The organism is Streptomyces sp. NPDC002835 (assembly GCF_053591995.1).
The window spans coordinates 23,909-50,271 of record NZ_JBSFUW010000021.1 but is presented as its reverse complement, the minus strand read 5'-3'; the positions used below and the strand labels follow the sequence as shown (position 1 = coordinate 50,271).

Below are 26,363 nucleotides of genomic sequence, written 5' to 3'. Positions count from 1 at the left end.
GGGCCCGTAGGATGGACCGCATGGCGAAGACCGGTACGACGACCCAGGGGCTGCGCGCGGCGATCGAGCGCAGCGGCTACTACCCGGCACTCGTGGCAGAGGCGGTGGAGGCCGCCGTCGGCGGCGAGCCCATCGCGTCGTTTCTGGTGCACCAGGAGACCACGTTCGACGCGAACGAGGTCCGCCGCCATGTCACGGTCCTCGTCCTGACGGCGAACCGGTTCATCGTCAGCCACACCGACGAGCAGGCCGCCGACTCCAGCTCCCCGACGCCGTACGCCACGACCTCCACCGAGTCGGTGAAGCTCAGCCGGATCTCGTCCGTCGTGGTCAGCCGTGTCGTCGCCAACCCGGAGGCGTACACCCCGGGTACCCTGCCCCGCGAGGTCGTCCTGACCATCGGCTGGGGCGCCGTCTCACGTCTCGACCTGGAGCCCGCCGCCTGCGGCGACCCGAACTGCGACGCCGACCACGGCTACACCGGCAACTCGACGGCCGACGACCTGAGCCTGCGGGTCAGCGAGGCCGGCGACGGCCCGGACACCGTGCGCCAGACCCTGGTCTTCGCCCAGGCGCTCTCCGAAGCCACGGCAGCCACCCGCTGATGGCCCAGCCCGCAGTGTGGCCGGACGACCCTGTGTCGCTGGACGTGCACGCCGCGCCCGCGCCCGAGTACGGCAGCGGCTCGCTGGCCGATCTGCTGCCGACGATCGCCGCAGGCCAGGGCGTGCCGGGGCTCGCGCCGTCGATCGCGGAGCTCACGCCCGCCGACCGGAACTGCGTTTTCCTGATCGACGGTCTCGGCTGGGAGCAGATCAGGTCGCACCCCGAGGAGGCCCCGTATCTGACGTCCCTCCTCGGCACCTCGCGCGGCGGCACGGGAGCGCCGATCACGGCCGGCTTCCCCGCCACCACCGCCACCTCGCTCGCCTCCGTCGGCACCGGCCTGCCGCCCGGCGCGCACGGTCTGCCCGGCTACACGGTGCGCAACCCGGAGACCGGCGAGCTGATGAACCAGCTGCGCTGGAGACCGTGGACGCCGCCGAAGACGTGGCAGCCGTACCCGACCGTCTTCCAGCTCGCGGACCGGGCGGGGGTGCACACCGCGCAGGTGTCGTCGCCCACGTTCGAGCAGACCCCGCTCACCAAGGTCGCCCTCAGCGGCGGCACCTTCCACGGCAGGCTGACCGGCGAGGAGCGCGTGGACCTCGCCGCCCAGCAACTCGCCGCCGGTGACCGCTCGCTGGTCTACACGTACTACAGCGAGGTCGACGGCAAGGGCCACCGCTTCGGCATCGACTCCGACGCCTGGCGCGGCCAGCTCATGTACGTCGACCGACTGGTCGAGCGGCTCGCCGACCAGCTCCCGCCGCGCGCCGCGCTGTACGTCACCGCCGACCACGGCATGATCGACGTCCCCTTCGACGAGCAGTCCCGTATCGACTTCGACGAGGACTGGGAGCTGCGGGCCGGTGTCGCGCTGCTCGGCGGCGAGGGCAGGGCCCGCCATGTGTACGCCGTGCCGGGTGCGGAGAGCGACGTGCTCGCCGTGTGGCGCGAGGTGCTGGGCGAGCAGTTCTGGGTGGCGAGCCGCGACGAGGCGATCGCCGCCGGCTGGTTCGGCCCCCGGATCGACGACCGGGTGTACGGGCGGATCGGCGACGTCGTCGCGGCGGCACACGACGACGTGGTGATCATCGCGTCGGTCAACGAGCCGAACGAGTCCGCGATGGTGGGCATGCACGGCTCCATGACCCCCGCCGAGCAGCTCGTGCCGCTCCTCGAAGTACGCTCCTGACTCCCTTCCGCCCAGACCCGAAAGGTCGCAACTTCCCATGCCCGAGCTGGTGTTCTTCTCCGGAACGATGGACTGCGGAAAGAGCACCCTCGCTCTTCAGATCGAGCACAACCGGTCCGCCCGCGGCCTGCAGGGCATGATCTTCACCCGAGACGACCGGGCCGGGGCGGGTAAACTCTCCTCCCGCCTGGGCCTGGTGACCGACGCGGTCGAGGCCGCGGAGGGCTTCGACTTCTACGCGTTCCTGGTCGACCGCTTCTCCAAGGGCGGCCGCTGCGACTATGTGATCGCCGACGAGGCGCAGTTCCTCGCGCCCGAGCAGATCGACCAGCTCGCCCGGGTCGTGGACGACCTGGAGCTGGACGTGTTCGCCTTCGGCATCACCACCGACTTCCGCTCCAAGCTCTTTCCCGGCTCGCAGCGCCTCGTCGAGCTCGCCGACCGCGTCGAGGTGCTGCAGGTCGAGGCGCTGTGCTGGTGCGGCGCCCGGGCCACGCACAACGCGCGCACCGTCGGCGGCGTGATGGTCGTGGAGGGCGCCCAGGTCGTCGTCGGCGACGTCAACCACTCGCCGGACGAGATCGGTTACGAGGTCCTGTGCAGGCGTCACCACCGCCGCCGGATGACGGCGGCCTCGGCCAGGGCGGCCGCGCTCTCCCCGGACGTCCTGCCGGTCGAGACCGGCGCCGAGGAAGCCCCCGGCGCCGGCCGGCTCAACGGGCGTCCGACCGTACGATCGTGAAGACCGCGCCCTCCGGGTCGCAGACGGTGGCCTCCCGGCCACCCGGGCCCGGTCCGGGCGCCTTGATCACGTGGCCGCCCAGCTCCACCACCCGGTGGGCCGCGGCATCGGTGTCCTCGACCTCGAAGTACGTCATCCAGTGCGCCCCCCGGCCGCGCGGCAGCGCCTGGCCCATGCCGTGCACGGACGCCACCGGCCGGCCGTCGAGGCGCAGGGTGAGGCGGTCGGAGGAGTCGGCCGGCTCGGTGTCGTAGCCGAAGACCGCGTGGTAGAACTTCCCGACCGACGACGTCTCCATGGTCAGCAGCTCGTTCCAGACCGGCGTCCCGTGCGTGCCGTACACGGCCGTGCCCAGGTGCGCCGCCGTCTGCCAGACGCCGAACACCGCCCCGGCGGGGTCGGAGGCGATCACCAGCCGCCCCGCGTCGGCGGCGTCGAGCGGCCCGACGCCGACCGTGCCGCCGCAGCTGCGGATCGCCTCCGCGGTCGCACCGGCGTCGTCGCTCGCCAGATACGGGGTCCAGGCGACGGGCAGATGGCGGTCGGCCGGGAGACGGCCGATGCCGGCGACCTCCTTGCCGCCGAGCATCGCGCGGACGTAGGGCCCCAGTTGCGCGGGCCCGGGGAAGAACTCCCAGCCGAACAGCGCCGCGTAGAACTCCTGTGTCGCGTCAAGGCCGTGCACCATAAGGCTCACCCAGCACGGTGTGCCGGGCGTGTGCCGAGTCGCCTCGGTCATCGTCACTCTCTCCTCGGACCATCGTGGTGGCCGTACGGGGGGACCGGCCGCGTCGCCGGCCGCGGCGAAGGCCGTGCGGAAGGCCGTCGCGCCCGAGCAGATGGTGCCATCATGCGAGGCCCACGGCGCCGGGCCGCGCCGGATATGGCGGGTTCCCGCCGGAAGCTGCCCGTTTTGAAGCGGCTCATCCCCTTCGGGGGCGTTACGGTGCGCCAGGCCGGTGCGCGAGGATGGCACCCATGAATCCGATCATCTCCGCGGCGGATCTCGCCCACGAACTCGCCGGCCCCACCCCGCCGGTCCTCCTGGACGTCCGCTACCGGCTCGGCGGGCCGCACGGCCGGCCCGAGTACGAGGCAGGGCACATCCCGGGCGCCGTCTTCGTCGATCTCGAGGCGGAACTGGCGGGACCGCCCGGGGAGGGCGGGCGCCACCCGCTCCCCGACGTCGCCGCGTTCGGCGCCGCGATGCGCCGCGCGGGCGTCTCGGCCGGCACGCCCGTGGTGGCGTACGACGCGGACAAGGGCTGGGCCGCGGCACGCGCCTGGTGGCTGCTGCGCTGGGCGGGGCACGACGACGTACGGGTGCTGGACGGCGGGCTCGCCGCGTGGCCGGGACCGCTCGAGACCGCGGTCCCGGCCCCGAAGGAGGGCACGTTCGAGCCGAAGCCCGGCGCGCTGCCCCTGCTGGACGCCGACGAGGCGGCGGCGACGGCCCGTGACGGCCTGCTGCTCGACGCGCGTGCGGGGGAGCGGTACCGCGGTGAGGTGGAGCCCATCGACCCCGTCGCCGGGCACATCCCGGGTGCCGTATCCGCGCCGACCACGGAGAACCTGGACGACCAGGGCCGCTTCCGCCCTGCCGAGTGGCTGGCGGCGCGGTTCATGGAGCTCGGGGCCCATGAGGGCTCGGGGGCCGTCGGCGTCTACTGCGGGTCCGGCGTCTCGGCCGCCCAGCAGGTGCTGGCCCTGGAGCTCGCCGGCTTCGACGCGGCCCTGTACGCGGGCTCCTGGTCCGAGTGGTCGCGCGACCCGGACCGCCCGGTCGCGACGGGCCCCGAGCGGGGCTGAACCGGCATGGCGCGAGGGCCGGTTCCGCACAACGGAACCGGCCCTCGGGCACCACGTCTCTCACCGCTGCGAAACGTTTCTCACTCCTGCTTCTTGCGGCGGGTGCCGAAGACGATCTCGTCCCAGCTCGGCACGGCGGCGCGGCGGCCCGGCCGGACGCCGTCCGCCTCCGCCTGCCGGTCCGTCGTACCCGTCAGCCGGTCACGGTGGCCGGCCACGGCACGGGGCATCAGCACGTCCGCGTACGCCGATCCGGCGCCGGCGGACGCGGCGGGCGCCACCGGCTCCTCCTCGGACTCCGGCTCCTGCCCGGGCTCGACGGCGGGCGGCTCGACCGGCACCGGCCGTTCGGGCACGACCATGTCGCCGCGGAAGTTGGGCACGGCCTCCAGCAGGCTGGTCAGCGAGTCCCGCTCCTCGTTGCCGTCGCCGTCGGCCGGGGGTCCGGCGGGCCGCTCCATCTGGCGGTCGAGGGCGCGGTCCAGCGGCCGGTCCCTGGGCAGCCGTGCGATGCGGGGGACGAACGGGAAGCTCGGCTCCTGCGACGACGTGATCGTGTCGTCGGTCTCGCCGATCAGCGCCCGCGCCTCGTCGTCGACGGCCTGGACGAGCCGCCGCGGCGGGTCGTAGGTCCAGCTCGCCGAGTGCGGTTCGCCGGCGACCCGGTAGACCAGCAGGACCTCCCAGGTGCCGTCGTCGCGGCGCCACGAGTCCCACTGGGCGGTTTCCTTCTCGGCGCCGCGCAGCAGCAGCCGCTCCTGCACGGCCTCGCCCAGCTGGGGGCCGGTGTTCTCACCGGGGCGGCGTACGGGGGTCTTGCGGGCCCGCTCCGCCATGAAGGCGCGCTCGGCGAGGACCGGGCCCTCGAAGCGGCGCACTCGTTCCACGGGGATGCCGGCGAGCTGGGCGACCTCTTCCGCGGAGGCACCTGCTCGTATCCGCGCCTGGATGTCACGGGGGCGGAGGTGGCTCTCCACCTCGATCTCGATCTGCCCCAGGCGGGCGCGGTCGTTACGTACGGCGGCACGCAGCCGCTCATCGATCGGAAGCGTGTATTCCGTGCTGTCCGCAGCCTTGAGCACCAGTCGTGTGCCGTCGTTGGAGACGGCCACGACACGCAGTTCGGGCATGGGGACCTCCCGGGTGGTGCCTGCCGACGTCACCTGCGTCGCCGCTTCCGCTAGTCGAGTGTGGCCTGCCCGGGTGCAGCCTGCCACAACCTTGCCGAGATGCCCGGCGTGTCGGGCACCTGCCCTGGATCGCCGTTATGGCACGGTTATCCATTCGCCACTCAGTGTGATCGGTCGGTCACTCTGAGCAATAGATCTCCGTGCTTCACCGCGGCGCCCCCGGATCGAGCGCCGTTTTCGGCCCCCAACCTGGGGTCCGGACACCACGAGGGAGGCCGGTCCCAGGGCTCGCCACAGTACTCCATTCGGGCCATCAGAGTGGACCGCCGCGCCGCCGAAGTTCCGCGGCGGGGCGGTAGTTGTGCGCCCGAACAGGGGGTGGCGGGGGTCGGTGCTTCACCGAAACGTCACAATTGGATCCATCTGTCTCCCTCGCGCGGCAGGTGACGCCCGGTCAGTCGCCCAGCACCCGGCGCAGGTACGCGTTCTGGAAGACCCGGTCCGGATCCAGCCGGTCGCGGAGCGCCGTGAACTCGCCGAACCGGGGATACGCCCCGGCGAAGTACGCCGCGTCCCGCGTGTGGATCTTGCCCCAGTGCGGACGCCCGCCGTGCGCCGTCATGATGCGCTCCACGGCGGTGAAGTACGAACGGTAGGGCGTGCCCCGGTACATGTGCACCGCGATGTACGCCGTCTCCCGGCCCGAGGCCGTCGACAGCGTGATGTCGTCCGCCGGAGCCGTACGCACCTCCACCGGGAACCCCACCCGCAGCGGCGAGCGTTCGAGCATCGCCCTGACCTCGCGCAGCGCCGTCACCGCGGCCTGCCGGGGAAGTGCGTACTCCATCTCCACGAACCGCACCCGGCGCGGAGATGTGAAGACCTTGTAGGGAATGTCCGTGTAGGTGCGGGCGGACAGCGCGCGACTGGAGACCCGGGCGATCGCGGGAACGGCAGCGGGCACCGCGCGGCCGAGCGAACAGGCCAGCTGGAAGGCCCCGTTGGACAGCAGCTCGTCCTCGATCCAGCCGCCGACCCTGCCCGGCGGGTCCGGCGGACCGGCGCTGCGGTTGTTCCGCTTGGTGTTGCAGTTGCCGGTGTGCGGGAACCAGTAGAACTCGAAGTGCTCGTTCTCCGCGTGCAGCTCGTCGAACTCGGCCAGCACCCGGTCGAAGGCCATCGGCTCCTCCCGGGCGGTCAGCAGGAAGACCGGCTCCACGGCGAACGTGATCGCCGTGACGATCCCCAGGGCGCCCAGACCGATCCGGGCGGCCGCGAAGATCTCGGGATTCTCCTTCTCGGAACAGGAGAGGACCCGGCCGTCCGCCGTCACCAGCTCAAGGCCCTTGATCTGGGCGGCGATCGAGGCCGAGTCGCGGCCCGTCCCGTGCGTGCCGGTCGACGCCGCGCCCGCGACGGTCTGCTCCATGATGTCGCCCATGTTCGTGAGGGACAGCCCCTCACGGGCGAGCGCCGTGTTCAACCGCTTGAGCGGAGTGCCCGATTCCACGGTGACGGTCATCCCGGAGCGGTCGATCCGCCGGATCCCGGTCATCAGATCCGGCCGGACCAGCAGCCCGTCGGTGGCCGCGATGGCCGTGAACGAGTGGCCCGTGCCGACGGTCTTCACCCGCAGACCGTCCGCGACCGCCTGCCGCACGGCGTCCGCCAGCTCATCCACGGACGCGGGGCGCGCCTCTCTCGCCGGCCTCGATGCGACCGTTCCCGCCCAGTTACGCCACGGGCTGCTTTCGCCCCTCCGGGTCCTGATCACGCTGCTCACGCTGCCCCTCCCGCGTCGGCACCGGCCTGCGCAGCCGGCGGTACCCCAGAAACGCCACCACGGCCGCGACCCCTCCCGCCACGCCGGGCACCGCGTACCCCGCCGCGGCGCCCCGGGAGTCGACCACCCAGCCGGCGGCCGCGGAACCCAGCGCGATGCCGACCGCGAGCCCCGTACCGGTCCAGGACATGCCCTCGGTCAGCTTGCTGCGCGGTACGTGCGCCTCGACGAGGGCCATGGTCGTCACCATCGTCGGCGCGATGGCAAGGCCCGCGACAAAGAGCGCCACGGCCAGGAACGGCAGGCTCCCGGCCAGTTGGAGGGGGATCATACTCACGGCCATCGCGCAGACGCCCAGCACCCACCTCCGGGCGGGATCGCCCTTGAGGTGCAGCAGACCGAAGACGGCGCCGGCGAGGCAGGACCCGAGGGCGTACACCGCGAGCACCCCGCTGGCCGCGGCCTTGTGCCCGCTCTCCTCCGCGAACGCCACCGTCGCCACGTCGACCGCGCCGAAGATCGCCCCGGTCGCGACGAACGCGGCGACCAGCACCTGGAGACCGGGGGAGCGCAGGGCGCTGCCGCCGGTGTGCTGCTCGGCGGGATGCGGCCGCGGCTCCGTCGCACGCTGAGAGGTCAGCCACCAGACACCGGCGAGCAGGAACGCGGCCGCCAGCAGCGGACCGGCCTGCGGGAACCAGAGGGTCGACAGCCCGATGGAGACGATGGGGCCGAAGATGAAGCACACCTCGTCGATGACGGACTCGACCGAGTAGGCGGTGTGCAGCTCGCGCGGCGACCCGCGCAGCAGAGAGGCCCAGCGCGCCCGGGTCATCGCCCCGACACTCGGCACACACCCGGCGGCGGCCGTGAAGGCGAACAGCGTCCAGTCGGGGGCGCCCTGCCGCGTGCAGACCAGCAGCCCGATCACCGCCGCCAGGGCGGCCAGGGTGGCGGGACGCAGCACCCTGCGTTGGCCGTGGCGATCGACGAGGCGGGAGATCTGCGGGCCGAGGACGGCCGCGGACAGCGCCAGGGTCGCGGTGAGCGTGCCGGCCAGTCCGTACCGGCCGGTGATCTCCGAGATCATGGTCATGATGCCGATGCCCATCATGGCCAGCGGCATCCGGCCGAGGAAGCCGGCGGCGGTGAACCCCAGAGTGCCGGGGGTGGCGAAGATCGCGCGGTAGGGACTGGGCAACGGGGGACTCCGGATCGGGCGCCGGTCACACCTGTGGCGCCGGTGAGACGCAGGGCTCCGGTAAGGCGTATGGACAGCCTTCACAGATTACGCGCCGGGAGCCGGCGGACGCACCGCGGTTTTTCCGGTGTCAGCGCCTGGTGGCAGGATCGACCTCATGTCCGATCTGCGCGATCCAGCTCCTTACGACGCCCTTCTGCTGCTCTCGTTCGGCGGCCCCGAAGGCCCGGACGACGTGGTCCCGTTCCTGGAGAACGTGACCCGTGGCCGCGGCATCCCCACGGAACGGCTCAAGGAAGTGGGGCAGCACTACTTCCTCTTCGGCGGCGTCAGCCCCATCAACGACCAGAACCGCGCCCTGCTGGACGCCCTGCGCAAGGACTTCGCCGAGCACGATCTGGACCTCCCCGTGTACTGGGGCAACCGCAACTGGGCGCCCTACCTCACGGACACGCTCCGCGAGATGAGCGGCGCCGGCCACCGGCGCATCGCCGTCCTCGCCACCAGCGCGTACGCCTCGTACTCGGGCTGCCGCCAGTACCGGGAGAACCTCGCCGACGCGCTCGCCACCCTGGAGGCGGAGGGGCGGGAACTGCCGCGCGTCGACAAGCTGCGGCACTACTTCAACCACCCCGGGTTCGTACGCCCCATGATCGACGGCGTTCTCGCCTCGCTCGCCGACCTCCCCGAGGACGTCCGCACCGGCGCGCACCTCGCCTTCACGACGCACTCCGTCCCGACTTCCGCCGCCGACTCCTCCGGCCTCGTCGCCGAACACGGCGACGGCGGCGCGTACGTGCGCCAGCACCTCGACGTGGCCCGCCTGATCGCCGAGGCCGTCGCCCGGGAGACCGGCGCCGAGCACCCCTGGGAGCTCGTCTACCAGTCGCGCAGCGGAGCCCCGCACATCCCCTGGCTGGAGCCGGACATCTGCGACCACCTGGAGGCGCTGCACGGCTCCGGGGCGCCCGCGGCGGTCATGGTCCCCATCGGCTTCGTCTCCGACCACATGGAGGTCCTGTACGACCTCGACACGGAAGCCACCGCCAAGGCCGCCGAACTGGGGCTGCCGGTCCGCCGCTCCGCCACGGTGGGCGCCGACCCGCGGTTCGCCGGCGCGGTGCGCGACCTGCTGCTGGAGCGGGCCGCGACCGAGCGGGGCATCCCGGCCGAGCGCTGCGCGCTGGGCACGCTCGGCGCGAGCCACGACCTCTGCCCCGGCGGGTGCTGCCCGGCCCGCGCGCCGAAGCCCGCCGCGGCCGGCGCCGACAGCCCCTACGCGTGAAGGAGACCCCTGTGACCGCCCCCGTGAACGACCCGCTCGCCCGTGAACTGCTGCCCCTCGCCCTGGAGGCCGCCCGCCGGGCGGGCGCGCTGCTGAGAGACGGCCGGCCGGACGACCTCGGTGTCGCCAGGACCAAGTCCAGCCCCATCGACGTCGTCACCGAGATGGACATCGCGGCCGAGAAGCTGATCACCGGCTACCTCACCGAGCACCGCCCGGACGACGGCTTCCTCGGCGAGGAGGGCGCGGCCACGGTCGGCACCAGCGGAGTGCGCTGGGTCATCGACCCGCTCGACGGCACGGTCAACTACCTGTACGGGCTGCCGACCTGGGCGGTCTCCATCGCCGCGGAGGTCGACGGCGAGACCGTGGTCGGCGTGGTCGAGGCCCCGATGCGGCGGGAGACGTTCCGCGCGGTACGGGGCGGCGGGGCGTTCCTGAACGACCGGCCGGTACGGTGCCGGCCGGCGCCGCCGCTGGATCAGGCCCTGGTCTCCACCGGCTTCAACTACGTCCACACGGTCCGCAGCCACCAGGCGGACGTGGCCCAGCGCCTGATCCCGCGACTGCGGGACATCCGGCGCAGCGGCTCCGCGGCGATCGACCTCTCCGACGTCGCGGCCGGCCGCCTGGACGGCTACTACGAGCGCGGCCTCAGCCCGTGGGACCTGGCGGCCGGCGACCTGATCGCCCGCGAGGCCGGCGCCCTGACCGGCGGCCGCCCCGGCGACCCCCCGTCCGGCGACCTGACCGTCGCGGCGACGCCGGGGGTCTTCGAGCCGCTGCAGGGGCTGCTGGAGGAACTGGGGGCGTGGCACGACTGAGTGGTGACGCCCGGGTGCGCGGCGGGTAGCTTGCCCCACCCCACCCCACCCCACCCCACCCCACCCCACCCCGCGCCTTCCCTCCCCGAACCGGGCTCCGCCCGAGCCCGGTACCGCGCTCCGCGCGGTGGCCTCGATCGTCGGCCGGGCTGACTGTGTCAGCCTCGCCGGCGTTTGAGGCGCGGGTCCGGGCGGAGCCCGGTTTCGGAGAAGGGGCGGGGTGGGGGACAGGCCCGCGCAGCGGCCCCGCGCCCCCACAGCAGAAGGCCCGGCACCGCTTTCGCGGTGCCGGGCCTCCGGCGGCGCGCGCGCAAGCGCACGCCCAGCCTCACGCAGCCGTGAGGTTCACCCCATGCTCGGCGGCCAGACGGTGGAGATCGTCCAGTTCCGCCTGCTCGACATCCGCGAGGAAGTCGTCACCCGTCTCCCGGGCGATCGTGAGGTCGGTCTCGGCGGCCTTTATGCGCTGAAGCAGTCCGGCGGTGAAAGCGTCCATGGTGCGCCCCCTCGTCGTGGGTCGGTGGCACGGGGGTGTGCCGACGGTGGGTTGATCAACCCTGGAACAGGTCGTGGTGTGCCACATACAGGGCGTGATCGGGATGTGCAGTCGTCCTCCCCCGGCCTCCCTGCGTGGAAACCTCAACCCACACGCGAATTCGTCTTATTCCGCGGCGCCCCTCCCTGCCCGGCCTGTAGCCCTTTCGACTTACCGCCGGTTTACGCGCGTAACGGGCAGGATGGATCCGCACAGTCAGTGCACAGACCTGCCCTGTCACATCAGTGGGGCTCGTGAGAGAGGAACAGCGACGTGCGCGTACTCGTCGTCGAGGACGAGCAGCTGCTCGCCGATGCGGTGGCCACCGGACTGCGCCGGGGGGCCATGGCGGTCGACGTCGTGTACGACGGCGCCGCCGCCCTGGAGCGCATCGGCGTGAACGACTACGACGTGGTGGTGCTCGACCGGGACCTGCCGCTGGTCCACGGCGACGACGTCTGCCGCCGGATCGTGGAGCTCGGCATGCCGACCCGGGTGCTGATGCTGACGGCCTCGGGGGACGTCAGCGACCGCGTGGAGGGCCTGGAGCTCGGCGCCGACGACTATCTGCCCAAGCCGTTCGCGTTCACGGAGCTGACCGCCCGGGTGCGCGCCCTGGGGCGCCGTACGACGGTGCCGCTGCCGCCCGTCCTGGAGCGCGCGGGCATCAAGCTCGACCCCAACCGCCGTGAGGTCTTCAGGGACGGCAAGGAGGTCCAGCTCGCCCCCAAGGAGTTCGCGGTGCTGGAGGTGCTGATGCGCAGCGAGGGCGCGGTCGTCTCTGCCGAGCAGCTGCTGGAGAAGGCGTGGGACGAGAACACGGACCCGTTCACGAACGTCGTGCGGGTGACCGTGATGACGCTGCGCCGCAAGCTCGGCGAACCGCCCGTGATCGTCACGGTCCCCGGTTCCGGCTACCGGATCTGATCGCATGGCCACCGCTCCCGTGCCGCCTGAGGCGCCTCCCAAGCCCACCTGGGACCCCCGGGACCCGGTCCGCCCGTGGCTGCGCCCGACCATCCGGATACGGCTCACGCTGCTCTACGGCGGGATGTTCCTGATCGCGGGCATCCTGCTGCTGTCGATCATCTACCTGTTCTCCGCGCAGGCGCTGAACGTCGGCGTCACCGAGCTGCCCTTCAAGATCGTCGAGGGCAAGGTCCAGCCCACCACGCGCTGGTGCACGCTCCCCGAGGAGGCGTCGGGGGAGCAGTTCAGCCAGGCCGTCTCCACCTGCCTCCAGTACCAGCGCGAACTGGCCCTGGACGACCTGCTGCGCCGGTCGCTCTTCGCCCTGCTGGGCCTGAGCATCATCGCGTTCGCCTTCGGTTACGCGATGGCCGGCCGCGTCCTGTCGCCGCTCGGCCGGATCACCCGGACCGCGCGCCGGGTCGCCGGGTCGGACCTGTCGCGCCGGATCGAGCTCGACGGACCGGACGACGAGCTCAAGGAGCTGGCCGACACCTTCGACGAGATGCTCGACCGCCTGGAGCGCGCCTTCACGGCCCAGCAGCGGTTCGTGGCGAACGCCTCCCACGAGCTGCGCACCCCGCTGGCGATCAACCGCACGCTGCTGGAGGTCCATCTCTCCGACCCCGGAGCCCCCGTGGAGCTCCATCAGCTGGGCAAGACGCTGCTGGCCACCAACGAGCGGAGCGAGCAGCTCGTGGAGGGCCTGCTGCTGCTCGCCCGCAGCGACAACCAGATCGTCGAGCGCAAGCCCGTCGATCTGGCGGAGGTGGCCTCGCGCGCCATCGACCAGACCCGTACGGAGGCCGAGGCGAAGGGGGTGGAGGTGCGGGGCCGGTGCGAGCCGGTCGTCGTGCAGGGCAATGGCGTCCTGCTCGAGCGGATTGCCCTTAATCTGGTGCAGAACGCGGTCCGGTACAACGTGCCGGAGCAGGGATGGGTGGAGGTCACCACGTCGGTCGAACACGGTCAGGCGGTCCTGCTGGTCTCCAACACCGGGCCGGTCGTCCCGGCCTACGAGATCGACAATCTCTTCGAGCCGTTCAGACGGCTCAGGCAGGAGCGGACGGGCAGTGACAAGGGCGTCGGCCTGGGGCTCTCCATCGCCCGGTCCGTGGCCCGCGCGCACGGCGGCCGCATCTCGGCAGTGCCCCGGGAGGGTGGCGGCCTCGTGATGCGCGTCACTCTTCCGGTGTGAGGCCCGGAATCGTTGTTCGCTTTAAGCGGAATTTTCGGAAACGGCATCCGGCGAATCCATGTGCGATCGATCACATGGGTCGCATCGGGTGCCCCTACGCTCCGTGATCGATAATCCGGTGGAAAGTCGGGAAAAGCCCGGGTTTCCGAGGGGTTGCATCACGGGAAGTACACGGGGTGGCGCTCGCGAAGCGCCTCCGCGGACCGTGTACGGTCCCCATCGCCATCCAACCCGATCACTCTCGAGGGCTCCGGTTGGGTGTCGATTGAGTAACAGACCTTGATGTGAGGCAAAATCTCCGCCTCAGGTCGGGCACAAGTCCGGCCTCTCACGCGTTACGTGCGCTGGAGACACCGAAACCACCCAGAGGGGGAGAGCGACATGGCAACGGACTACGACACCCCACGCAAGACCGATGACGACGTCGATTCGGACAGCCTTGAAGAGCTGAAGGCCCGCCGGAACGACAAGTCCACCTCGACCGTCGACGTCGACGAGTTCGAGGCCGCCGAGGGCATGGAGCTCCCGGGAGCAGACCTGTCCAACGAGGAGCTCGCCGTCCGGGTCCTGCCCAAGCAGGCCGACGAGTTCACGTGCATGAGCTGCTTCCTCGTGCACCACCGCAGTCAGCTGGCGCGCGAGAAGAACGGTCAGCCCATCTGCCGCGACTGCGACTGAGGAGTCGGCAGTGGCAGGCGGGACACCGTCCGGGAAGCGGCGCTTTCGGCGCAGTAAACCGCCGGAGGCGCACCACGGCGGTACGGACCGCGGACCGGACGCCACGGCGTCCGCCGAGGACCGGGCCGCTCTACTGCCGCACGACGCGATCGAGGGAATGGAGCGGGGCCTCGCAGCCTCGCTCGAGACGGCCGGCCAGGCCGGGCTCCCGACCAGGGCCCGACGCCTGGCAGCTGTCAGGAGGGGCGTCGCCGCGGGCGGCCGGAGCGCACGGGCGGGCCTCGCCAGAGGCGGCCACGGCGCCCGTACGAGGTTCGTGAGGAGCAAGGAGAGCGCCAGGGCCGCACTGGCCCACCTCGCCGACGCCCTGATCGACAACGCACCGCGGATCCCGGTGCGCGACCTGGAGAAACTGCGCCGCCAGTTTCCCGGCCTGCCCGCCGAGCAGCTTGCCGACAAGCTGGTCGCGGGTGCGGCGAACGGCACGTCCACCGTCGGCGCCGGCATCGGCGCCGCCGCGATGATGCCCGTGCCGCCGGCGATGCCGACCGAGCTCGCGGCGGAGATCGCCGGCGTTGCCGCGATCGAGCTGAAACTCATCGCAGAACTGCACGAGGTCTACGGGGTACGGCCGCCCGGCGGTCTCAAGGACCGCAGCACCGCCTATCTGAACTCCTGGTCGCAGGAGCGCGGGATCGAGTTCACCAAGCCCTCGACCTTCAACGCCTCGATGAGCGGCCAGCTCAAGCGCCAGCTGCGTCAGCAGATCATGAAGCGCATGGTGCGCAACCTTCCGAACCTGCTGCCGTTCATGGTCGGAGCGGCCGTCGGCGCCGTGATGAACCACCGCGACACCAGGAAGCTCGCCGACCGCGTCCGCGCCGACCTGCGGCGCAGGCAGGTCCCCTGGGACGCCCTTCCCCCGCTGCCCCCGCTGGAGCAGCCCAAGAACCCGCTGGAGCCCCGCGAGCTCCCCCCTGGGCAGGACGCCTGACCGGGCCCGATCGAGCGCCCGGCCGGCGAAGGCGACGAAGACCGGATCAGGCCGTACGGATCAGGCGGTACGGACGGCCGCCAGCGCCGCGGCCAGCGCCTCCGGGTCCCGGGTCGAGAGGTAGACGTACGGCGTCGGATCGTCCGGGTCGCTGACCTCGATCCGGACGGCGGTCGGCACGTAGCTGCGCAGCAGCATGAACGCCCGCGGATCGGCCTTGTGGAGGCGCCAGTCCCGCGCCTGCTCCGCGTCCAGCACCTCGGCCTCGCCCAGCGCGGAGACCGGGATCCTCGCGTCCCCCGCGACCAGCGACCCGGCCACCACCCGGATCCGGGCGGACCCGTACGAGCTGACCAGCGCCGACGCCAGCGCGCCCGCGGCGATCACGCCGCCGAGCATCGGCAGGAGGCCCAGCGGCAGCATGATCAGACCGCCGGAGAGGGCGACGAGTGCGGTGACGGCCCACCACGAGCGGGGCGCGGTCAGACGTTCTGCGTACTGCGGGGCGGAAGGCTGCATGAATCCAAGCTTGGCACGGCGCGACCCGCGGGTAGCCGCGCGGGTAAGGTCTGCGGCTGTGAGTAACGCGAACTCCCGGCGGGCGACCCCCGGACCCCCCGCCGGTTCCACGGCGCTGACCCCGCCGGCCGACGCCACGGCGCCGGTGCGGCACCCCGACGCGCCTGCCCCGGGTGAACTGCTCGGCGCCCACTACGGGCACTGCTTCGGCTGCGGAGGGGAGCAGCCGCACGGCCTGCACCTCGCGGCACGGGCCGAGGAGGGCGTCCGCGTCACCGCCGAGTTCACCGTGAAGGCGGCGCACCAGGGCGCCCCCGGTCTCGCGCACGGCGGCGTCCTCGCCTCCGCGCTGGACGAGACCCTCGGCTCGCTGAACTGGCTGCTGCGCGTCATCGCCGTCACCGGCAAGCTCGAGACCGACTTCGTGCGCCCCGTGCCGGTCGACACCGTCCTGCACCTCGACGCCGAGGTCACCGCGGTCGCCGGACGCAAGATCTACTCGACCGCCACCGGCCGGATCGGCGGCCCCGACGGCCCGGTGGCCGTGCGCGCGGCCGCCCTGTTCATCGAGGTCAAGGTCGACCACTTCATCGAGAACGGCCGCCCCGCCGAGATCCAGGCCGCGATGGCCGACCCCGACCAGCTCAGGCGCGCCCGCGCCTTCGAGGTGAACCCGTGATGCGTGAACCCGTCGACGTACTGATCCGCCGCGTGGACCCGGAGGTGCCGCTGCCCGCGTACGGGCACCCGGGCGACGCGGGAGCCGACCTGGTGACCCGCGAGGCCGCCGAACTCGCCCCCGGGGAGCGCGCGGTGCTGCCCACCGGGGTCTCCGTCGCCCTCCCCGACGGCTACGCGGCCTTCGTGCACCCCCGGTCGGGGCTCGCCGCCCGCTGCGGAGTCGCCCTTGTGAATGCCCCAGGGACGATTGATGCCGGGTACCGTGGGGAAATCAAGGTGATCGTGGTCAACCTCGATCCGCGCGAGAGCGTGCGGTTCGAAAAGTTCGACCGGATTGCCCAACTTGTCGTCCAGCAGGTCGAGAAGGTGCGCTTCCACGAGGTCGCGGAGCTTCCCGGCTCGGCGCGGGCCGAGGGGGGCTTCGGGTCCACCGGCGGTCATGCCGCCGTGGACGGCTCTACGGGTGGGAATCGATACGCTTCGGTCGTATCCGACCGGGAAGGACAGTGACGTGTTCGGACGTCGCAAGAAGAGTGGTTCCGCCGAGGACGCGGCGGACGCAACGGGCGAGGCCGAGCAGGTCGACGAGCTCGGTACCGACGCCGAGGAGAGCGAAACCCGCAGGGTGAACCTCCCGCCGGCGCCCCGGCCCGACGGCCCCTGGGACGTGTCGGAGGTCTCCAAGCCCGGCGAGGGCCGCGTCGACCTCGGCGGCATCTTCGTGCCCGGGGTCGAGGGCATGGAACTCCGTGTCGAGGTCGCCGGCGACGCGATCGTCGCGGCCACCGTGGTGCTGCGTGACAGCGCCGTACAGCTCCAGGCCTTCGCCGCCCCCAAGAAGGAGGGCATCTGGGGCGAGGTCCGTGAGGAGATCGCCTCGGGCATCACCCAGCAGGGCGGCATCATCGACGAGGTCGAGGGCCCGCTCGGCTGGGAGCTGCGCGCCCAGGTGCCCGTACAGCTGCCCGACGGCACGGGCGGCGTGCAGCTGGTGCGCTTCGTCGGCGTCGACGGCCCGCGCTGGTTCCTGCGCGGCGTGATCTCCGGGCAGGGCGCGGTGCAGCCGCAGGCGGCCGGTCTGCTCGAGCAGATCTTCAAGGACACCGTCGTGGTGCGCGGCGACGGCCCGATGGCCCCGCGCGACCCGATCGTCCTCAAGCTGCCCGAGGACGCGCAGATGGTGCCTGAGGGTGTCCAGCAGGAGGAGCAGGAAGGCTCCCGCTTCTCCGGCGGCATGGGCCAGCTCCAGCGCGGACCGGAGATCACCGAGGTCCGCTGAGGCGCCGTCCCGCGACCAGGCGACAGGCCGCGCTCCCCTCGGGGGCGCGGCCTGCCTGTTTTCACGGCGCGGCGCACGGACGCCGCCGCCGACCGCTCCCTGCCGGCCGCCCGGGAAAGACATGCCTGGCCGCCGGGAAGACGTGCCGCGGGTGCATCAGAATCGCGTCAATACGCGCCGCGGAGTCCCGGCCTGCCCGATACGCCCGGTTCGCTCGGCGTAGGGTCGATGCTGCGGTGCACGGGGGACGAGGTGCCCGGAAGACAATGAGGCCATGGGACGCGGCAAGCTAAGGATCTATCTCGGCGCGGCGCCGGGCGTCGGCAAGACGTACGCCATGCTGTCCGAGGCGCACCGCCGCACGGAACGCGGGACCGACTGCGTGGTGGCCTTCGTGGAGACGTACGGCCGCCTCCGGACCTCCGGGCTGCTGCACGGTCTCGAGCAGGTCCCGCGGCGGGATACGGTCCACCTCGGCGCAGTCCTCACCGAGATGGACGTCGACGCGGTGCTGGCACGCCGCCCCGCCGTCGCCCTCGTCGACGAACTCGCGCACACCAACGTGCCCGGCTCGCGCAACGGCAAGCGGTGGCAGGACGTCGAGGAACTCCTCGCCGCGGGCACGGACGTCATATCCACCCTCAACATCCAGCATCTGGAGTCCCTCGGCGACGTCGTTGAGACGATCACCGGCGTCCCCCAGCACGAGACGATCCCCGACGAGGTGGTCCGCCGCGCGGACCAGATCGAGCTGGTCGACATGGCGCCCCAGGCGCTGCGCCGCCGCATGGCCCACGGCAACATCTACCAGCCCGAGAAGGTCGACGCGGCGCTCTCCAACTACTTCCGCCCCGGCAACCTCACCGCCCTGCGCGAGCTCGCCCTCCTCTGGCTCGCCGACCGGGTGGACGAGTACCTCCAGGAGTACCGCGGCGAGCACGGCATCCGCTCCACCTGGCAGGCCCGCGAACGCATCGTCGTCGGTCTCACCGGCGGACCCGAGGGCCGCACCCTCATCCGGCGCGCGTCCCGGCTCGCGGAGAAGGGCGCCGGCGGCGAGGTCCTCGCCGTCTACATCGCCCGCAGCGACGGACTGACCTCGGCCTCGCCCAAGGAACTCGCCGTCCAGCGCACCCTCGTCGAAGATCTCGGCGGCACCTTCCACCACGTCATCGGCGACGACGTGCCCTCCGCGCTGCTGGAGTTCGCCCGCGGCGTCAACGCCAGCCAGGTCGTGCTCGGCTCCAGCCGCCGCAAGACCTGGCAGTACCTCTTCGGGCCCGGCGTCGGCGCGACCGTCGCCCGCGACTCCGGGCCCGACCTCGACGTCCACATCGTCACCCACGCCGAGGCCGGCAGGGGCAGGGGCCTGCCCGGCGCACGCGGCGCCCGGCTCGGCCGCGCCCGGATCGCCGGAGGATGGCTCGTCGGCGTCGCCGGACCCGTACTGCTCGCGCTGCTGCTCACCCGCATCCACCACCACGGGCCGGGCCTCGCCAACAACGTCCTGCTCTTTCTCTTCCTGACCGTGGTCGCCGCGCTGCTGGGCGGGCTGCTGCCCGCGCTGGCCTCCGCCGCCGTCGGCTCGCTGCTGCTGAACTACTACTTCACCTCGCCCACCCACACCCTCACCATCGCCGAGCCGAGGAACCTCGTCGCCATCGTGATCTTCTTCGCGGTGGGCGTGGCCGTGGCCTCCGTGGTGGACCTCGCCGCGCGCCGCACCCAGCAGGCGGCCCGGCTGAAGGCCGAGTCCGAGATCCTCTCGTTCCTCGCGGGCAGCGTCCTGCGCGGCCACACTGCGCTGGATGCCCTGCTGGAGCGGGTGCGCGAGACCTTCGCCATGGAGTCCGTCGCACTGCTCGAACGCGACAGCGACGTCGACCCGTGGACCTGTACGGCGAGCGTCGGCCCCCGGCCCGCCACCCGCCCCGACGACGCGGACGTGGACATGCCCGTCGGGGACCACATGGCGATGGCGCTCTCCGGCCGCGTCCTGCCCGCGGAGGACCGGCGGGTGCTCGCGGCGTTCGCCACCCAGGCCGCCGTCGTCGTGGACCGGCAGCGCCTTGTCGGCGAGGCGGCGCAGGCCAGGGAACTCGCCGAGGGCAACCGGATACGCACCGCCCTGCTCGCCGCCGTCAGCCACGACCTGCGCACCCCGCTGGCCGGCATCAAGGCGGCCGTCACCTCGCTGCGCTCCGACGACGTCGCCTGGTCGGAGGCGGACGAGGCCGAACTGCTGGCAGGCATCGAGGAGGGCGCCGACCGCCTCGACCACCTGGTGGGCAATCTGCTCGACATGTCGCGGCTGCAGACCGGGACCGTCACCCCCATGATCCGCGAGACCGGTCTCGACGAGGTGATCCCCCTCGCGCTCGCCGGCGTCCCGGCCGAGAGTGTCGAACTCGAGATCCCGGAGACCCTGCCCATGGTGGCCGTGGACCGTGGACTCCTGGAGCGGGCCGTGGCCAACATCGTCGAGAACGCCGTCAAGTACGGCCCCGACGACGTCCCCGTCACCGTCGCCGCCAGCACCCTCGGCTCGCGCGTCGAACTGCGCGTCGTGGACCGCGGCACGGGTGTGCCCGACGACGCGAAGGAACGGATCTTCGAGCCGTTCCAGCGCCACGGAGACGCCCCGCGCGGCGCCGGCGTCGGCCTCGGACTCGCCGTCGCCCGCGGCTTCATGGAGGCGATGGGCGGCACGCTCAGCGCCGAGGACACCCCCGGCGGCGGCATGACGATGGTGCTCACCCTCGCGGCCGCCCCCGGCCCCACCGGAACACCCCCAGCAGCGGCCCGCACGGGCGGAAAGGCGGGCAGCTCATGACCCGGGTGCTCGTGGTCGACGACGAGCCGCAGATAGTTCGCGCCCTCGTGATCAACCTGAAGGCGCGCAAGTACGAGGTGGACTCGGCCTCCGACGGCGCCACCGCGCTCGAACTCGCCGCGGCCCGCCACCCCGACGTCGTCGTGCTCGACCTCGGACTGCCCGACATGGACGGCGTAGAGGTGATCAAGGGGCTGCGCGGCTGGACGCGCGTCCCCATCCTCGTCCTGTCCGCCCGGCACTCCTCCGACGAGAAGGTCGAGGCGCTGGACGCCGGCGCCGACGACTACGTCACCAAGCCGTTCGGCATGGACGAGCTCCTCGCCCGGCTGCGCGCGGCGGTCCGCAGGGCGGAGCCCGTCGGCGGCGAGCAGGAGGTGAGCGTGCTGGAGACCGACGGCTTCACCGTCGACCTGGTCGCCAAGAAGGTGCACCGCGACGGCCGTGACGTACGGCTCACCCCGACCGAGTGGCATCTGCTGGAGGTCCTGGCCCGCAACACCGGGCGCCTGGTGAGCCAGAAGCAGCTGCTCCAGGAGGTGTGGGGGCCCTCGTACGGCACCGAGGCCAACTATCTGCGGGTCTACATGGCGCAGCTCCGCCGCAAGCTCGAGGCCGACCCGTCGCATCCCCGGCATTTCGTCACGGAACCCGGCATGGGATACCGCTTCGAACGTTGATCCGGGGCAGGTGGCGGCCGGTAGGCTGGCTGTATGAGTGCTCGACCCCGTTCCGCGAAGGCGGCGAAGGAGGATTCGGTGGCCAGACAGGCCGGCCGCTTCCGGCGCATGCTGGACCGGCTCTCCAGCTCCCAGCAGGACCTCGAGTCCGAGGAGCTCCAGGAGGACGCACAGGCGTCGGGGTGCACCCGGATCTGTGACTGCGGTGACCGTCAGATCGTCAGAGTCGCTGGTACGTTGCGCACGGTCACCCTGCGTCCGGTGGCCGGCGTGCCCGCGCTGGAGGCCGAGCTCTTCGACGGCACGGCCCCGCTGGACGTGGTCTGGCTCGGCCGGCGTTCCATCATCGGCATAGAGCCCGGCCGCAGACTGATCGCCTCCGGCCGGGTCTCGATGAGCCAGGGCCGCCGGGTGCTGTTCAATCCCAAATACGAACTCCGACCACTCGGACAGGAGTAGCCGGTGCCGTCTGTCGACAAGCCGACCCCCACTACCACGACCAGCGACGCGCAGGAGCCCGCCCTTGGCTCCGGCGCCGGTCCCGACGCCGATTCCGGTGCCGTTTCCGCGTCCGACGATGTGAAGACGGTCACGGAGGCGGCTCTGTTCGAGGCCTTCGGCGGCGTCCGCGGCATGGTGGAGACGGTCCTGCCGGGGCTGCTCTTCGTCTCGATCTACACCGTCAACAAGGACCTGCACCTCTCGGCGATCGCGGCCCTGGGCGTCGCCCTGGTGATGGTCGCGGTCCGGCTCGTCCGCAAGGACACCGTCAAGCACGCGTTCAGCGGCGTCTTCGGCGTGGCCTTCGGTGTCGTGTTCGCGATGATGACCGGCAACGCGAAGGACTTCTATCTGCCGGGCATGGTGTACACGCTGGGCCTGGCGCTGGCGTACATCATCACGGCGATCGCGGGCGTACCGCTGATCGGCCTGATCCTCGGCCCGGTCTTCAAGGAGAACCTCTCCTGGCGGACCCGCAACCCCGGCCGCAAGAAGGCGTACACCAAGGCGAGCTGGGCGTGGGGCCTGATCCTGCTCAGCAAGTGCGCGATCCTCTTCCCGCTGTACTGGTGGGCCGACACGACGCAGCTCGGCTGGGTGCTGGTGGCGCTGAAGATCCCGCCGTTCCTGCTGGCGGTCTACCTGACGTGGGTCTTCCTGGCGAAGGCTCCGCCGCCGATCGACGTCTTCGCGGAGATGGAGGCGGAGGAGGAGCGGCGCGGAGCCGAGAAGTCCGGCTGACGCACCGGGGGCCTGCCCTTGCCCCCACCCCGCCCCTCCCCGAAACCGTGGCTCCGCCCCGGCCCCCTGCCGGCCGCCGCCGTCCGACCAGGGCTTCGGCCCCGGCCGCTCCGGCGGGCTACGGGAGGCCTGGCGTGGTCAAGGGGTACGCCCCTGGGGCAGGCCATGCCCTGTAGACGGGACACCCGGGCCACGGGCTGAGGCCGACCCCCGGGATACGTCGGGCCGAGCCACGCCCGCAGTGGCAACGCCCTCACGCCAGCGGTCGGCCTCCGGGACGACGCACCCCGCAACGGGGCCCGCAGGCACCACCTCACCACCCGGTCACGGGCCCAGACGGCGCCCCGCGGCACCCCTGCCGGAGCCAGCCCAGCAGGGGCGCCCCCGCCCCCAGCGGGGCACTTCGGGAGCACGCACCTGCCAACGGGGCCCGGCGTGGTCCAAGGGGACGACCCGGGCCGAGGCCACGACCCCGCCCCGCGCAACGCCTCCGGTGCCGGCGCGGGCCGCGCCCGTAACGGCGTGGCCCGCGCCCGGAATCAGCCCGCCTCCGGCGGGCCCTCGCGGCGGACCGAGAGGAGGTCCTCCAGTTGTTCCTCGCGCGCCTGCGCCGCCACGAACAGGAGCTCGTCGCCCGCTTCGAGCGTCTGCTCAGGGCTCGGCGTCAGCACGCGGGAGCCGCGGATGATCGTGACCAGTGAGGTGTCCTCGGGCCAGGCGACGTCGCCGATCAGCGTGCCCGCGAGCGCCGACTCCGGCGGCAGCGTCAGCTCGACGAGGTTCGCGTCGCCGTGGCTGAAGCGCAGCAGGCGGACCAGGTCGCCGACGCTCACCGCCTCCTCCACCAGCGCCGACATCAGGCGCGGCGTGGAGACGGCGACGTCGACGCCCCAGGACTCGTTGAAGAGCCACTCGTTCTTCGGGTTGTTGACGCGCGCGACGACCCGCGGCACCCCGTACTCCGTTTTGGCGAGCAGCGACACGACCAGGTTCACCTTGTCGTCACCGGTGGCGGCGATCACCACGCTGCAGCGCTGCAGCGCCGCCTCGTCCAGGGACGTGATCTCGCAGGCGTCGGCGAGCAGCCACTCCGCCTGCGGCACGCGCTCCACCGAGATCGCGGTGGGGGTCTTGTCGATGAGGAGGACCTCGTGCCCGTTCTCCAGCAGCTCTCCGGCGATGGAACGGCCCACCGCACCGGCGCCCGCGATAGCGACACGCATCAGTGACCGCCCTCCTCTGGACCCTCCGCGAAGGCCTCCTCGACCTTCGCGATCTCGTCCGTGCGCATCATCACATGCACGAGATCACCTTCTTGCAGCACGGTCTGGGAGGTCGGCAGGACCGCCTCGCCCAGCCGGGTCAGGAAGGCGACCCGTACGCCCGTCTCGTCCTGCAGCCGGCTGATCTTGTGGCCGATCCAGGCCGGCGAGGTGTGGACCTCGGCCAGCTGCACGCCGCCGCTCGGATCGCGCCACAGCGGCTCCGCGCCGGAGGGCAGCAGCCGCCGCAGCATCTGGTCGGCGGTCCAGCGGACGGTGGCGACCGTCGGGATGCCGAGACGCTGATAGACCTCGGCCCGCTTGGGGTCGTAGATACGGGCGGCCACGTTCTCGATGCCGAACATCTCGCGGGCCACCCGGGCCGCGATGATGTTGGAGTTGTCGCCACTGCTGACGGCGGCGAACGCGCCCGCGTCCTCGATGCCCGCCTCCCGCAGCGTGTCCTGGTCGAAGCCGACCCCGGTGACGCGGCGGCCGCCGAATCCGGATCCCAGACGGCGGAAGGCGGTGGGGTCGCGGTCGACCACGGCGACCGTGTGCCCCTGCTGCTCCAGGGTCTGCGCGAGAGCGGCTCCCACTCGCCCGCATCCCATGATGACGATGTGCACGACCGTCCTTCCGGCTATGTCTTCTGCGGTACCGGCCTGAGGCACCGCGAGTGCGCGTGCAAGTCCACGCTGTGCACCACAGGGTCTCAGACCACGGCCCGGACAGGGTACGCACGGCTCGTCAAGAGGGCCCGGCGAGGCACCCGCGTTAAGATCCCGCAGGTTCTGCGCCGCTGGTTGGGCCTGGCTCATATTGAGCGCTTACGATCCTCAGCGTGTCCAAACTGACCGACGTTCCCAAACGGATCCTGATCGGCCGGGCGCTGCGCAGTGAAAAGCTGGGAGAGACGCTTCTCCCGAAACGCATCGCTCTCCCCGTCTTCGCTTCCGACCCCCTGTCCTCCGTGGCATACGCGCCGGGCGAAGTACTGCTGGTCCTGTCCCTCGCGGGTGCGTCGGCGTACCACTTCAGCCCGTGGATCGCGGCCGCCGTCGTCGTACTCATGTTCACCGTCGTGGCCTCGTACCGGCAGAACGTGCGCGCGTACCCGAGCGGCGGCGGCGACTACGAGGTCGCAAACACCAACCTCGGCCCGAAGGCCGGACTGACCGTCGCCAGCGCCCTGCTGGTCGACTACGTCCTCACGGTGGCGGTGTCGATCTCCTCCGGCGTGGAGAACCTCGGCTCGGCGATCCCGTTCGTCGTCGAGCACAAGGTGTTCTCCGCGATCGCGATCATCGTCCTGCTCACCCTGATGAATCTGCGGGGCGTGAAGGAGTCGGGGAAGCTCTTCGCGATCCCGACCTACGTCTTCGTCACCGGCGTCTTCATCATGATCATCTGGGGCGCGTTCAAGGGGATCGTCCTCGAGGACACCATGCGCGCCCCGACCGCCGACTTCGAGATCAAGGCGGAGCACGAGGGCCTCGCCGGTTTCGCGCTGCTCTTCCTGCTGCTGCGCGCGTTCTCCTCCGGCTGCGCCGCGCTGACCGGCGTCGAGGCCATCAGCAACGGCGTCCCCGCCTTCCGTAAACCCAAGAGCCGGAACGCCGCGACGACCCTGCTGATGATGGGCGCCCTGGCCGTCACCATGTTCTGCGGCATCATCGGCCTGGCCCTGGCCACCGACGTCAAGATGGCCGAGTTCCCGGCGAAGGACCTGATCGCGAACGGCGCCCCCGTCGGCCCCGACTACGTCCAGAACCCAGTGATCTCGCAGGTCGCGGCCGCCGTCTTCGGCGACGGAACGTTCTTCTTCGTCCTGCTCGCCGCCGCCACCGCCCTGGTGCTGTTCCTGGCCGCGAACACCGCGTACAACGGCTTCCCGCTGCTCGGCTCGATCCTCGCGCAGGACCGCTACCTGCCGCGCCAGCTGCACACCCGCGGCGACCGGCTCGCCTTCTCCAACGGCATCGTGCTGCTGGCGGGCGCCGCGATCCTGCTGGTCTGGGTCTACGGGGCGGACTCCACCAAGCTCATCCAGCTGTACATCGTCGGCGTCTTCGTCTCGTTCACCCTCAGCCAGGTCGGCATGGTCCGGCACTGGAACCGGCATCTGAGGACCGAGCGGGACAAGGCCAGGCGCCGCCACATGTACCGGTCCCGGGCGATCAACTCCTTCGGCGCCTTCTTCACCGGCCTGGTGCTGGTCGTCGTGCTCGCCACCAAGTTCACGCACGGCGCGTGGGTGGCCCTGCTGGGCATGGTGATCTTCTACGGGACGATGAGCGCGATCCGTAAGCACTACGACCGGGTCGCCGAGGAGATCGCGGCACCCGAGGAGCCCGGCGAGGACAGCGTCCGGCCGTCGCGCGTCCACGCGATCGTGCTCGTCTCGAAGGTCCACCGGCCGACGCTGCGCGCCGTCGCCTACGCCAAGGCGATGCGCTTCGACCGGCTCGAGGCCATCAGCATCAACGTCGACCCGCCCGACACCAGGGCGCTCCAGCAGGAGTGGGCCCGGCGGGGCATCAACGTCCCGCTGAAGATCCTCGACTCCCCGTACCGCGAGATCACCCGCCCCGTCATCGACTACGTGAAGGGCCTGCGCCGCGAGAGCCCGCGCGACGTGGTCAGTGTGATCATCCCCGAGTACGTGGTGGGCCACTGGTACGAGCAGCTTCTGCACAACCAGAGCGCGCTGCGGCTGAAGGGCCGGCTGCTGTTCACGCCCGGTGTGATGGTGACCTCGGTGCCGTACCAGCTGGAGTCCTCCGAGGCCGCCAAGGAGCGGGCCAAGAAGCGTCAGGACTGGAACGCCCCCGGGTCGGTGCGGCGCGGCCTGGTGGACGACCGGCCGAAGGAGCCGACCGGAAAGGCGTGAGACGCTTCACGGCGGACGTAGACTGGTC

Annotated in this window: 26 protein-coding genes; 18 read left to right on the top strand and 8 right to left on the bottom strand. The window is 71.8% G+C overall.

Annotated elements, in window-relative coordinates; translation table 11 throughout:
* Nucleotides 1-20 precede the first annotated feature (20 nt).
* The 3 genes from ACWD01_RS22435 to ACWD01_RS22425 are packed head-to-tail and all read left to right on the top strand — an operon-like array spanning nt 21 to nt 2,540.
* Nucleotides 21-605, top strand: coding sequence for a DUF5998 family protein (locus tag ACWD01_RS22435; protein WP_451164467.1), 585 nt, complete (start codon nt 21-23; stop codon nt 603-605).
* The gene (locus tag ACWD01_RS22430; RefSeq protein WP_356895901.1) at nt 605-1,798 is read left to right on the top strand and encodes an alkaline phosphatase family protein; all 1,194 of its coding nucleotides are present in this window, start codon (nt 605-607) and stop codon (nt 1,796-1,798) included. Before ACWD01_RS22435 ends, ACWD01_RS22430 begins: the two co-directional genes overlap by 1 nt.
* A 37-nt stretch (nt 1,799-1,835) precedes the next feature.
* The gene (locus tag ACWD01_RS22425; protein WP_451164464.1) at nt 1,836-2,540 is read left to right on the top strand and encodes a thymidine kinase; all 705 of its coding nucleotides are present in this window, start codon (nt 1,836-1,838) and stop codon (nt 2,538-2,540) included.
* Here ACWD01_RS22425 and ACWD01_RS22420 read toward each other — a convergent pair.
* Nucleotides 2,512-3,279 (bottom strand): VOC family protein, encoded by a 768-nt coding sequence (locus ACWD01_RS22420; protein ID WP_451164462.1) that lies wholly within the window; start codon nt 3,277-3,279, stop codon nt 2,512-2,514. The two genes, ACWD01_RS22425 and ACWD01_RS22420, sit on opposite strands and share 29 nt — an antisense overlap.
* 239 nt (nt 3,280-3,518) lie before the next feature.
* Here ACWD01_RS22420 and ACWD01_RS22415 point away from each other — a divergent pair, with 239 nt between their 5' ends.
* Nucleotides 3,519-4,349, top strand: a complete 831-nt coding sequence (locus ACWD01_RS22415) for a sulfurtransferase (RefSeq protein WP_451164460.1) — start codon at nt 3,519-3,521, stop codon at nt 4,347-4,349.
* A gap of 80 nt (nt 4,350-4,429) precedes the next feature.
* Here the strand turns inward: ACWD01_RS22415 and sepH are convergent, their stop codons facing one another.
* From sepH to ACWD01_RS22400, 3 genes are all read right to left on the bottom strand, one after another.
* A complete protein-coding gene (gene sepH, locus ACWD01_RS22410; protein ID WP_451164458.1) occupies nt 4,430-5,479 on the bottom strand; it encodes a septation protein SepH in 1,050 nt (349 codons plus the stop codon).
* Between the two features lie 454 nt (nt 5,480-5,933).
* A complete protein-coding gene (locus ACWD01_RS22405; protein ID WP_451164456.1) occupies nt 5,934-7,262 on the bottom strand; it encodes a D-arabinono-1,4-lactone oxidase in 1,329 nt (442 codons plus the stop codon).
* Nucleotides 7,213-8,463, bottom strand: coding sequence for an MFS transporter (locus ACWD01_RS22400; protein ID WP_451164454.1), 1,251 nt, complete (start codon nt 8,461-8,463; stop codon nt 7,213-7,215). The genes ACWD01_RS22405 and ACWD01_RS22400 overlap by 50 nt, the downstream gene beginning before the upstream one ends.
* Nucleotides 8,464-8,620: 157 nt before the next feature.
* On the opposite strand from ACWD01_RS22400, the gene ACWD01_RS22395 reads away from it, so the two are divergent.
* Together ACWD01_RS22395 and ACWD01_RS22390 are read left to right on the top strand one after the other, a co-directional pair.
* Entirely contained in the window at nt 8,621-9,748 is a 1,128-nt protein-coding gene (locus ACWD01_RS22395) for a ferrochelatase (RefSeq protein ID WP_451164452.1), read from the top strand.
* A 23-nt stretch (nt 9,749-9,771) separates the two neighbouring features.
* Nucleotides 9,772-10,572 carry an inositol monophosphatase family protein gene (locus tag ACWD01_RS22390; RefSeq protein ID WP_451164565.1) on the top strand — a complete coding sequence of 267 codons (801 nt, stop codon included), beginning with the start codon at nt 9,772-9,774 and terminating at the stop codon, nt 10,570-10,572.
* A gap of 328 nt (nt 10,573-10,900) precedes the next feature.
* On the opposite strand, the gene ACWD01_RS22385 is transcribed toward ACWD01_RS22390, so the two are convergent.
* The gene (locus ACWD01_RS22385) at nt 10,901-11,068 is read right to left on the bottom strand and encodes a hypothetical protein (RefSeq protein WP_189888452.1); all 168 of its coding nucleotides are present in this window, start codon (nt 11,066-11,068) and stop codon (nt 10,901-10,903) included.
* A 312-nt stretch (nt 11,069-11,380) separates the two neighbouring features.
* On the opposite strand from ACWD01_RS22385, the gene ACWD01_RS22380 reads away from it, so the two are divergent.
* The 4 genes from ACWD01_RS22380 to ACWD01_RS22365 all read left to right on the top strand — a co-directional run bounded on the left by ACWD01_RS22380 (nt 11,381) and on the right by ACWD01_RS22365 (nt 14,946).
* Complete coding sequence (locus ACWD01_RS22380; RefSeq protein ID WP_451164450.1) at nt 11,381-12,034, top strand: response regulator transcription factor; 654 nt, start codon at nt 11,381-11,383, stop codon at nt 12,032-12,034.
* 4 nt (nt 12,035-12,038) lie between these two features.
* On the top strand, nt 12,039-13,274 hold the full coding sequence (locus ACWD01_RS22375; protein ID WP_451164448.1) for a sensor histidine kinase: 1,236 nt from the start codon (nt 12,039-12,041) through the stop codon (nt 13,272-13,274).
* Between the two features lie 381 nt (nt 13,275-13,655).
* Complete coding sequence (locus tag ACWD01_RS22370; protein ID WP_005310959.1) at nt 13,656-13,952, top strand: DUF4193 domain-containing protein; 297 nt, start codon at nt 13,656-13,658, stop codon at nt 13,950-13,952.
* A gap of 10 nt (nt 13,953-13,962) precedes the next feature.
* Complete coding sequence (locus ACWD01_RS22365) at nt 13,963-14,946, top strand: hypothetical protein (protein WP_451164446.1); 984 nt, start codon at nt 13,963-13,965, stop codon at nt 14,944-14,946.
* Nucleotides 14,947-15,006: 60 nt separating this feature from the next.
* Here ACWD01_RS22365 and ACWD01_RS22360 read toward each other — a convergent pair whose 3' ends face one another.
* Nucleotides 15,007-15,465 carry a DUF3093 domain-containing protein gene (locus tag ACWD01_RS22360; RefSeq protein ID WP_451164444.1) on the bottom strand — a complete coding sequence of 153 codons (459 nt, stop codon included), beginning with the start codon at nt 15,463-15,465 and terminating at the stop codon, nt 15,007-15,009.
* 58 nt (nt 15,466-15,523) lie between these two features.
* On the opposite strand from ACWD01_RS22360, the gene ACWD01_RS22355 reads away from it, so the two are divergent.
* From ACWD01_RS22355 to ACWD01_RS22325, 7 genes are all read left to right on the top strand, one after another.
* The gene (locus tag ACWD01_RS22355; protein WP_451164442.1) at nt 15,524-16,144 is read left to right on the top strand and encodes a PaaI family thioesterase; all 621 of its coding nucleotides are present in this window, start codon (nt 15,524-15,526) and stop codon (nt 16,142-16,144) included.
* Nucleotides 16,144-16,656 (top strand): dUTP diphosphatase, encoded by a 513-nt coding sequence (dut, locus tag ACWD01_RS22350; protein WP_451164440.1) that lies wholly within the window; start codon nt 16,144-16,146, stop codon nt 16,654-16,656. The genes ACWD01_RS22355 and dut overlap by 1 nt, the downstream gene beginning before the upstream one ends.
* Before the next feature lies 1 nt (nt 16,657).
* Nucleotides 16,658-17,425: a DUF3710 domain-containing protein gene (locus ACWD01_RS22345; protein WP_451164438.1), complete on the top strand. Its 768-nt coding sequence runs from the start codon at nt 16,658-16,660 to the stop codon at nt 17,423-17,425.
* 274 nt (nt 17,426-17,699) lie between these two features.
* On the top strand, nt 17,700-20,258 hold the full coding sequence (locus ACWD01_RS22340) for an ATP-binding protein (RefSeq protein ID WP_451164436.1): 2,559 nt from the start codon (nt 17,700-17,702) through the stop codon (nt 20,256-20,258).
* Nucleotides 20,255-20,938, top strand: a complete 684-nt coding sequence (locus tag ACWD01_RS22335) for a response regulator (protein WP_451164434.1) — start codon at nt 20,255-20,257, stop codon at nt 20,936-20,938. The genes ACWD01_RS22340 and ACWD01_RS22335 overlap by 4 nt, the downstream gene beginning before the upstream one ends.
* A gap of 33 nt (nt 20,939-20,971) precedes the next feature.
* Nucleotides 20,972-21,397: an OB-fold nucleic acid binding domain-containing protein gene (locus ACWD01_RS22330; protein ID WP_451164432.1), complete on the top strand. Its 426-nt coding sequence runs from the start codon at nt 20,972-20,974 to the stop codon at nt 21,395-21,397.
* Between the two features lie 3 nt (nt 21,398-21,400).
* Entirely contained in the window at nt 21,401-22,180 is a 780-nt protein-coding gene (locus tag ACWD01_RS22325; protein WP_451164430.1) for a DUF3159 domain-containing protein, read from the top strand.
* Nucleotides 22,181-22,719: 539 nt separating this feature from the next.
* Here ACWD01_RS22325 and ACWD01_RS22320 read toward each other — a convergent pair.
* Nucleotides 22,720-23,403, bottom strand: a complete 684-nt coding sequence (locus ACWD01_RS22320) for a potassium channel family protein (RefSeq protein WP_356895940.1) — start codon at nt 23,401-23,403, stop codon at nt 22,720-22,722.
* Nucleotides 23,403-24,071 carry a potassium channel family protein gene (locus ACWD01_RS22315; protein WP_356895942.1) on the bottom strand — a complete coding sequence of 223 codons (669 nt, stop codon included), beginning with the start codon at nt 24,069-24,071 and terminating at the stop codon, nt 23,403-23,405. Before ACWD01_RS22315 ends, ACWD01_RS22320 begins: the two co-directional genes overlap by 1 nt.
* A 215-nt stretch (nt 24,072-24,286) precedes the next feature.
* Here ACWD01_RS22315 and ACWD01_RS22310 point away from each other — a divergent pair, with 215 nt between their 5' ends.
* Complete coding sequence (locus ACWD01_RS22310; RefSeq protein ID WP_451164427.1) at nt 24,287-26,335, top strand: APC family permease; 2,049 nt, start codon at nt 24,287-24,289, stop codon at nt 26,333-26,335.
* Nucleotides 26,336-26,363: the final 28 nt, after the last annotated feature.

Bases quoted from the DNA above. Each gene is read 5' to 3' on its own strand.
- ACWD01_RS22435 (WP_451164467.1), top strand. From the start codon at position 21: ATGGCGAAGACCGGTACGACGACCCAGGGGCTGCGCGCGGCGATCGAG.
- ACWD01_RS22430 (WP_356895901.1), top strand. From the start codon at position 605: ATGGCCCAGCCCGCAGTGTGGCCGGACGACCCTGTGTCGCTGGACGTG.
- ACWD01_RS22425 (WP_451164464.1), top strand. From the start codon at position 1,836: ATGCCCGAGCTGGTGTTCTTCTCCGGAACGATGGACTGCGGAAAGAGC.
- ACWD01_RS22420 (WP_451164462.1), bottom strand. From the start codon at position 3,279: ATGACCGAGGCGACTCGGCACACGCCCGGCACACCGTGCTGGGTGAGC.
- ACWD01_RS22415 (WP_451164460.1), top strand. From the start codon at position 3,519: ATGAATCCGATCATCTCCGCGGCGGATCTCGCCCACGAACTCGCCGGC.
- sepH (WP_451164458.1), bottom strand. From the start codon at position 5,479: ATGCCCGAACTGCGTGTCGTGGCCGTCTCCAACGACGGCACACGACTG.
- ACWD01_RS22395 (WP_451164452.1), top strand. From the start codon at position 8,621: ATGTCCGATCTGCGCGATCCAGCTCCTTACGACGCCCTTCTGCTGCTC.
- ACWD01_RS22385 (WP_189888452.1), bottom strand. From the start codon at position 11,068: ATGGACGCTTTCACCGCCGGACTGCTTCAGCGCATAAAGGCCGCCGAG.
- ACWD01_RS22375 (WP_451164448.1), top strand. From the start codon at position 12,039: ATGGCCACCGCTCCCGTGCCGCCTGAGGCGCCTCCCAAGCCCACCTGG.
- ACWD01_RS22370 (WP_005310959.1), top strand. From the start codon at position 13,656: ATGGCAACGGACTACGACACCCCACGCAAGACCGATGACGACGTCGAT.
- ACWD01_RS22360 (WP_451164444.1), bottom strand. From the start codon at position 15,465: ATGCAGCCTTCCGCCCCGCAGTACGCAGAACGTCTGACCGCGCCCCGC.
- dut (WP_451164440.1), top strand. From the start codon at position 16,144: ATGCGTGAACCCGTCGACGTACTGATCCGCCGCGTGGACCCGGAGGTG.
- ACWD01_RS22340 (WP_451164436.1), top strand. From the start codon at position 17,700: ATGGGACGCGGCAAGCTAAGGATCTATCTCGGCGCGGCGCCGGGCGTC.
- ACWD01_RS22335 (WP_451164434.1), top strand. From the start codon at position 20,255: ATGACCCGGGTGCTCGTGGTCGACGACGAGCCGCAGATAGTTCGCGCC.
- ACWD01_RS22330 (WP_451164432.1), top strand. From the start codon at position 20,972: ATGAGTGCTCGACCCCGTTCCGCGAAGGCGGCGAAGGAGGATTCGGTG.
- ACWD01_RS22320 (WP_356895940.1), bottom strand. From the start codon at position 23,403: ATGCGTGTCGCTATCGCGGGCGCCGGTGCGGTGGGCCGTTCCATCGCC.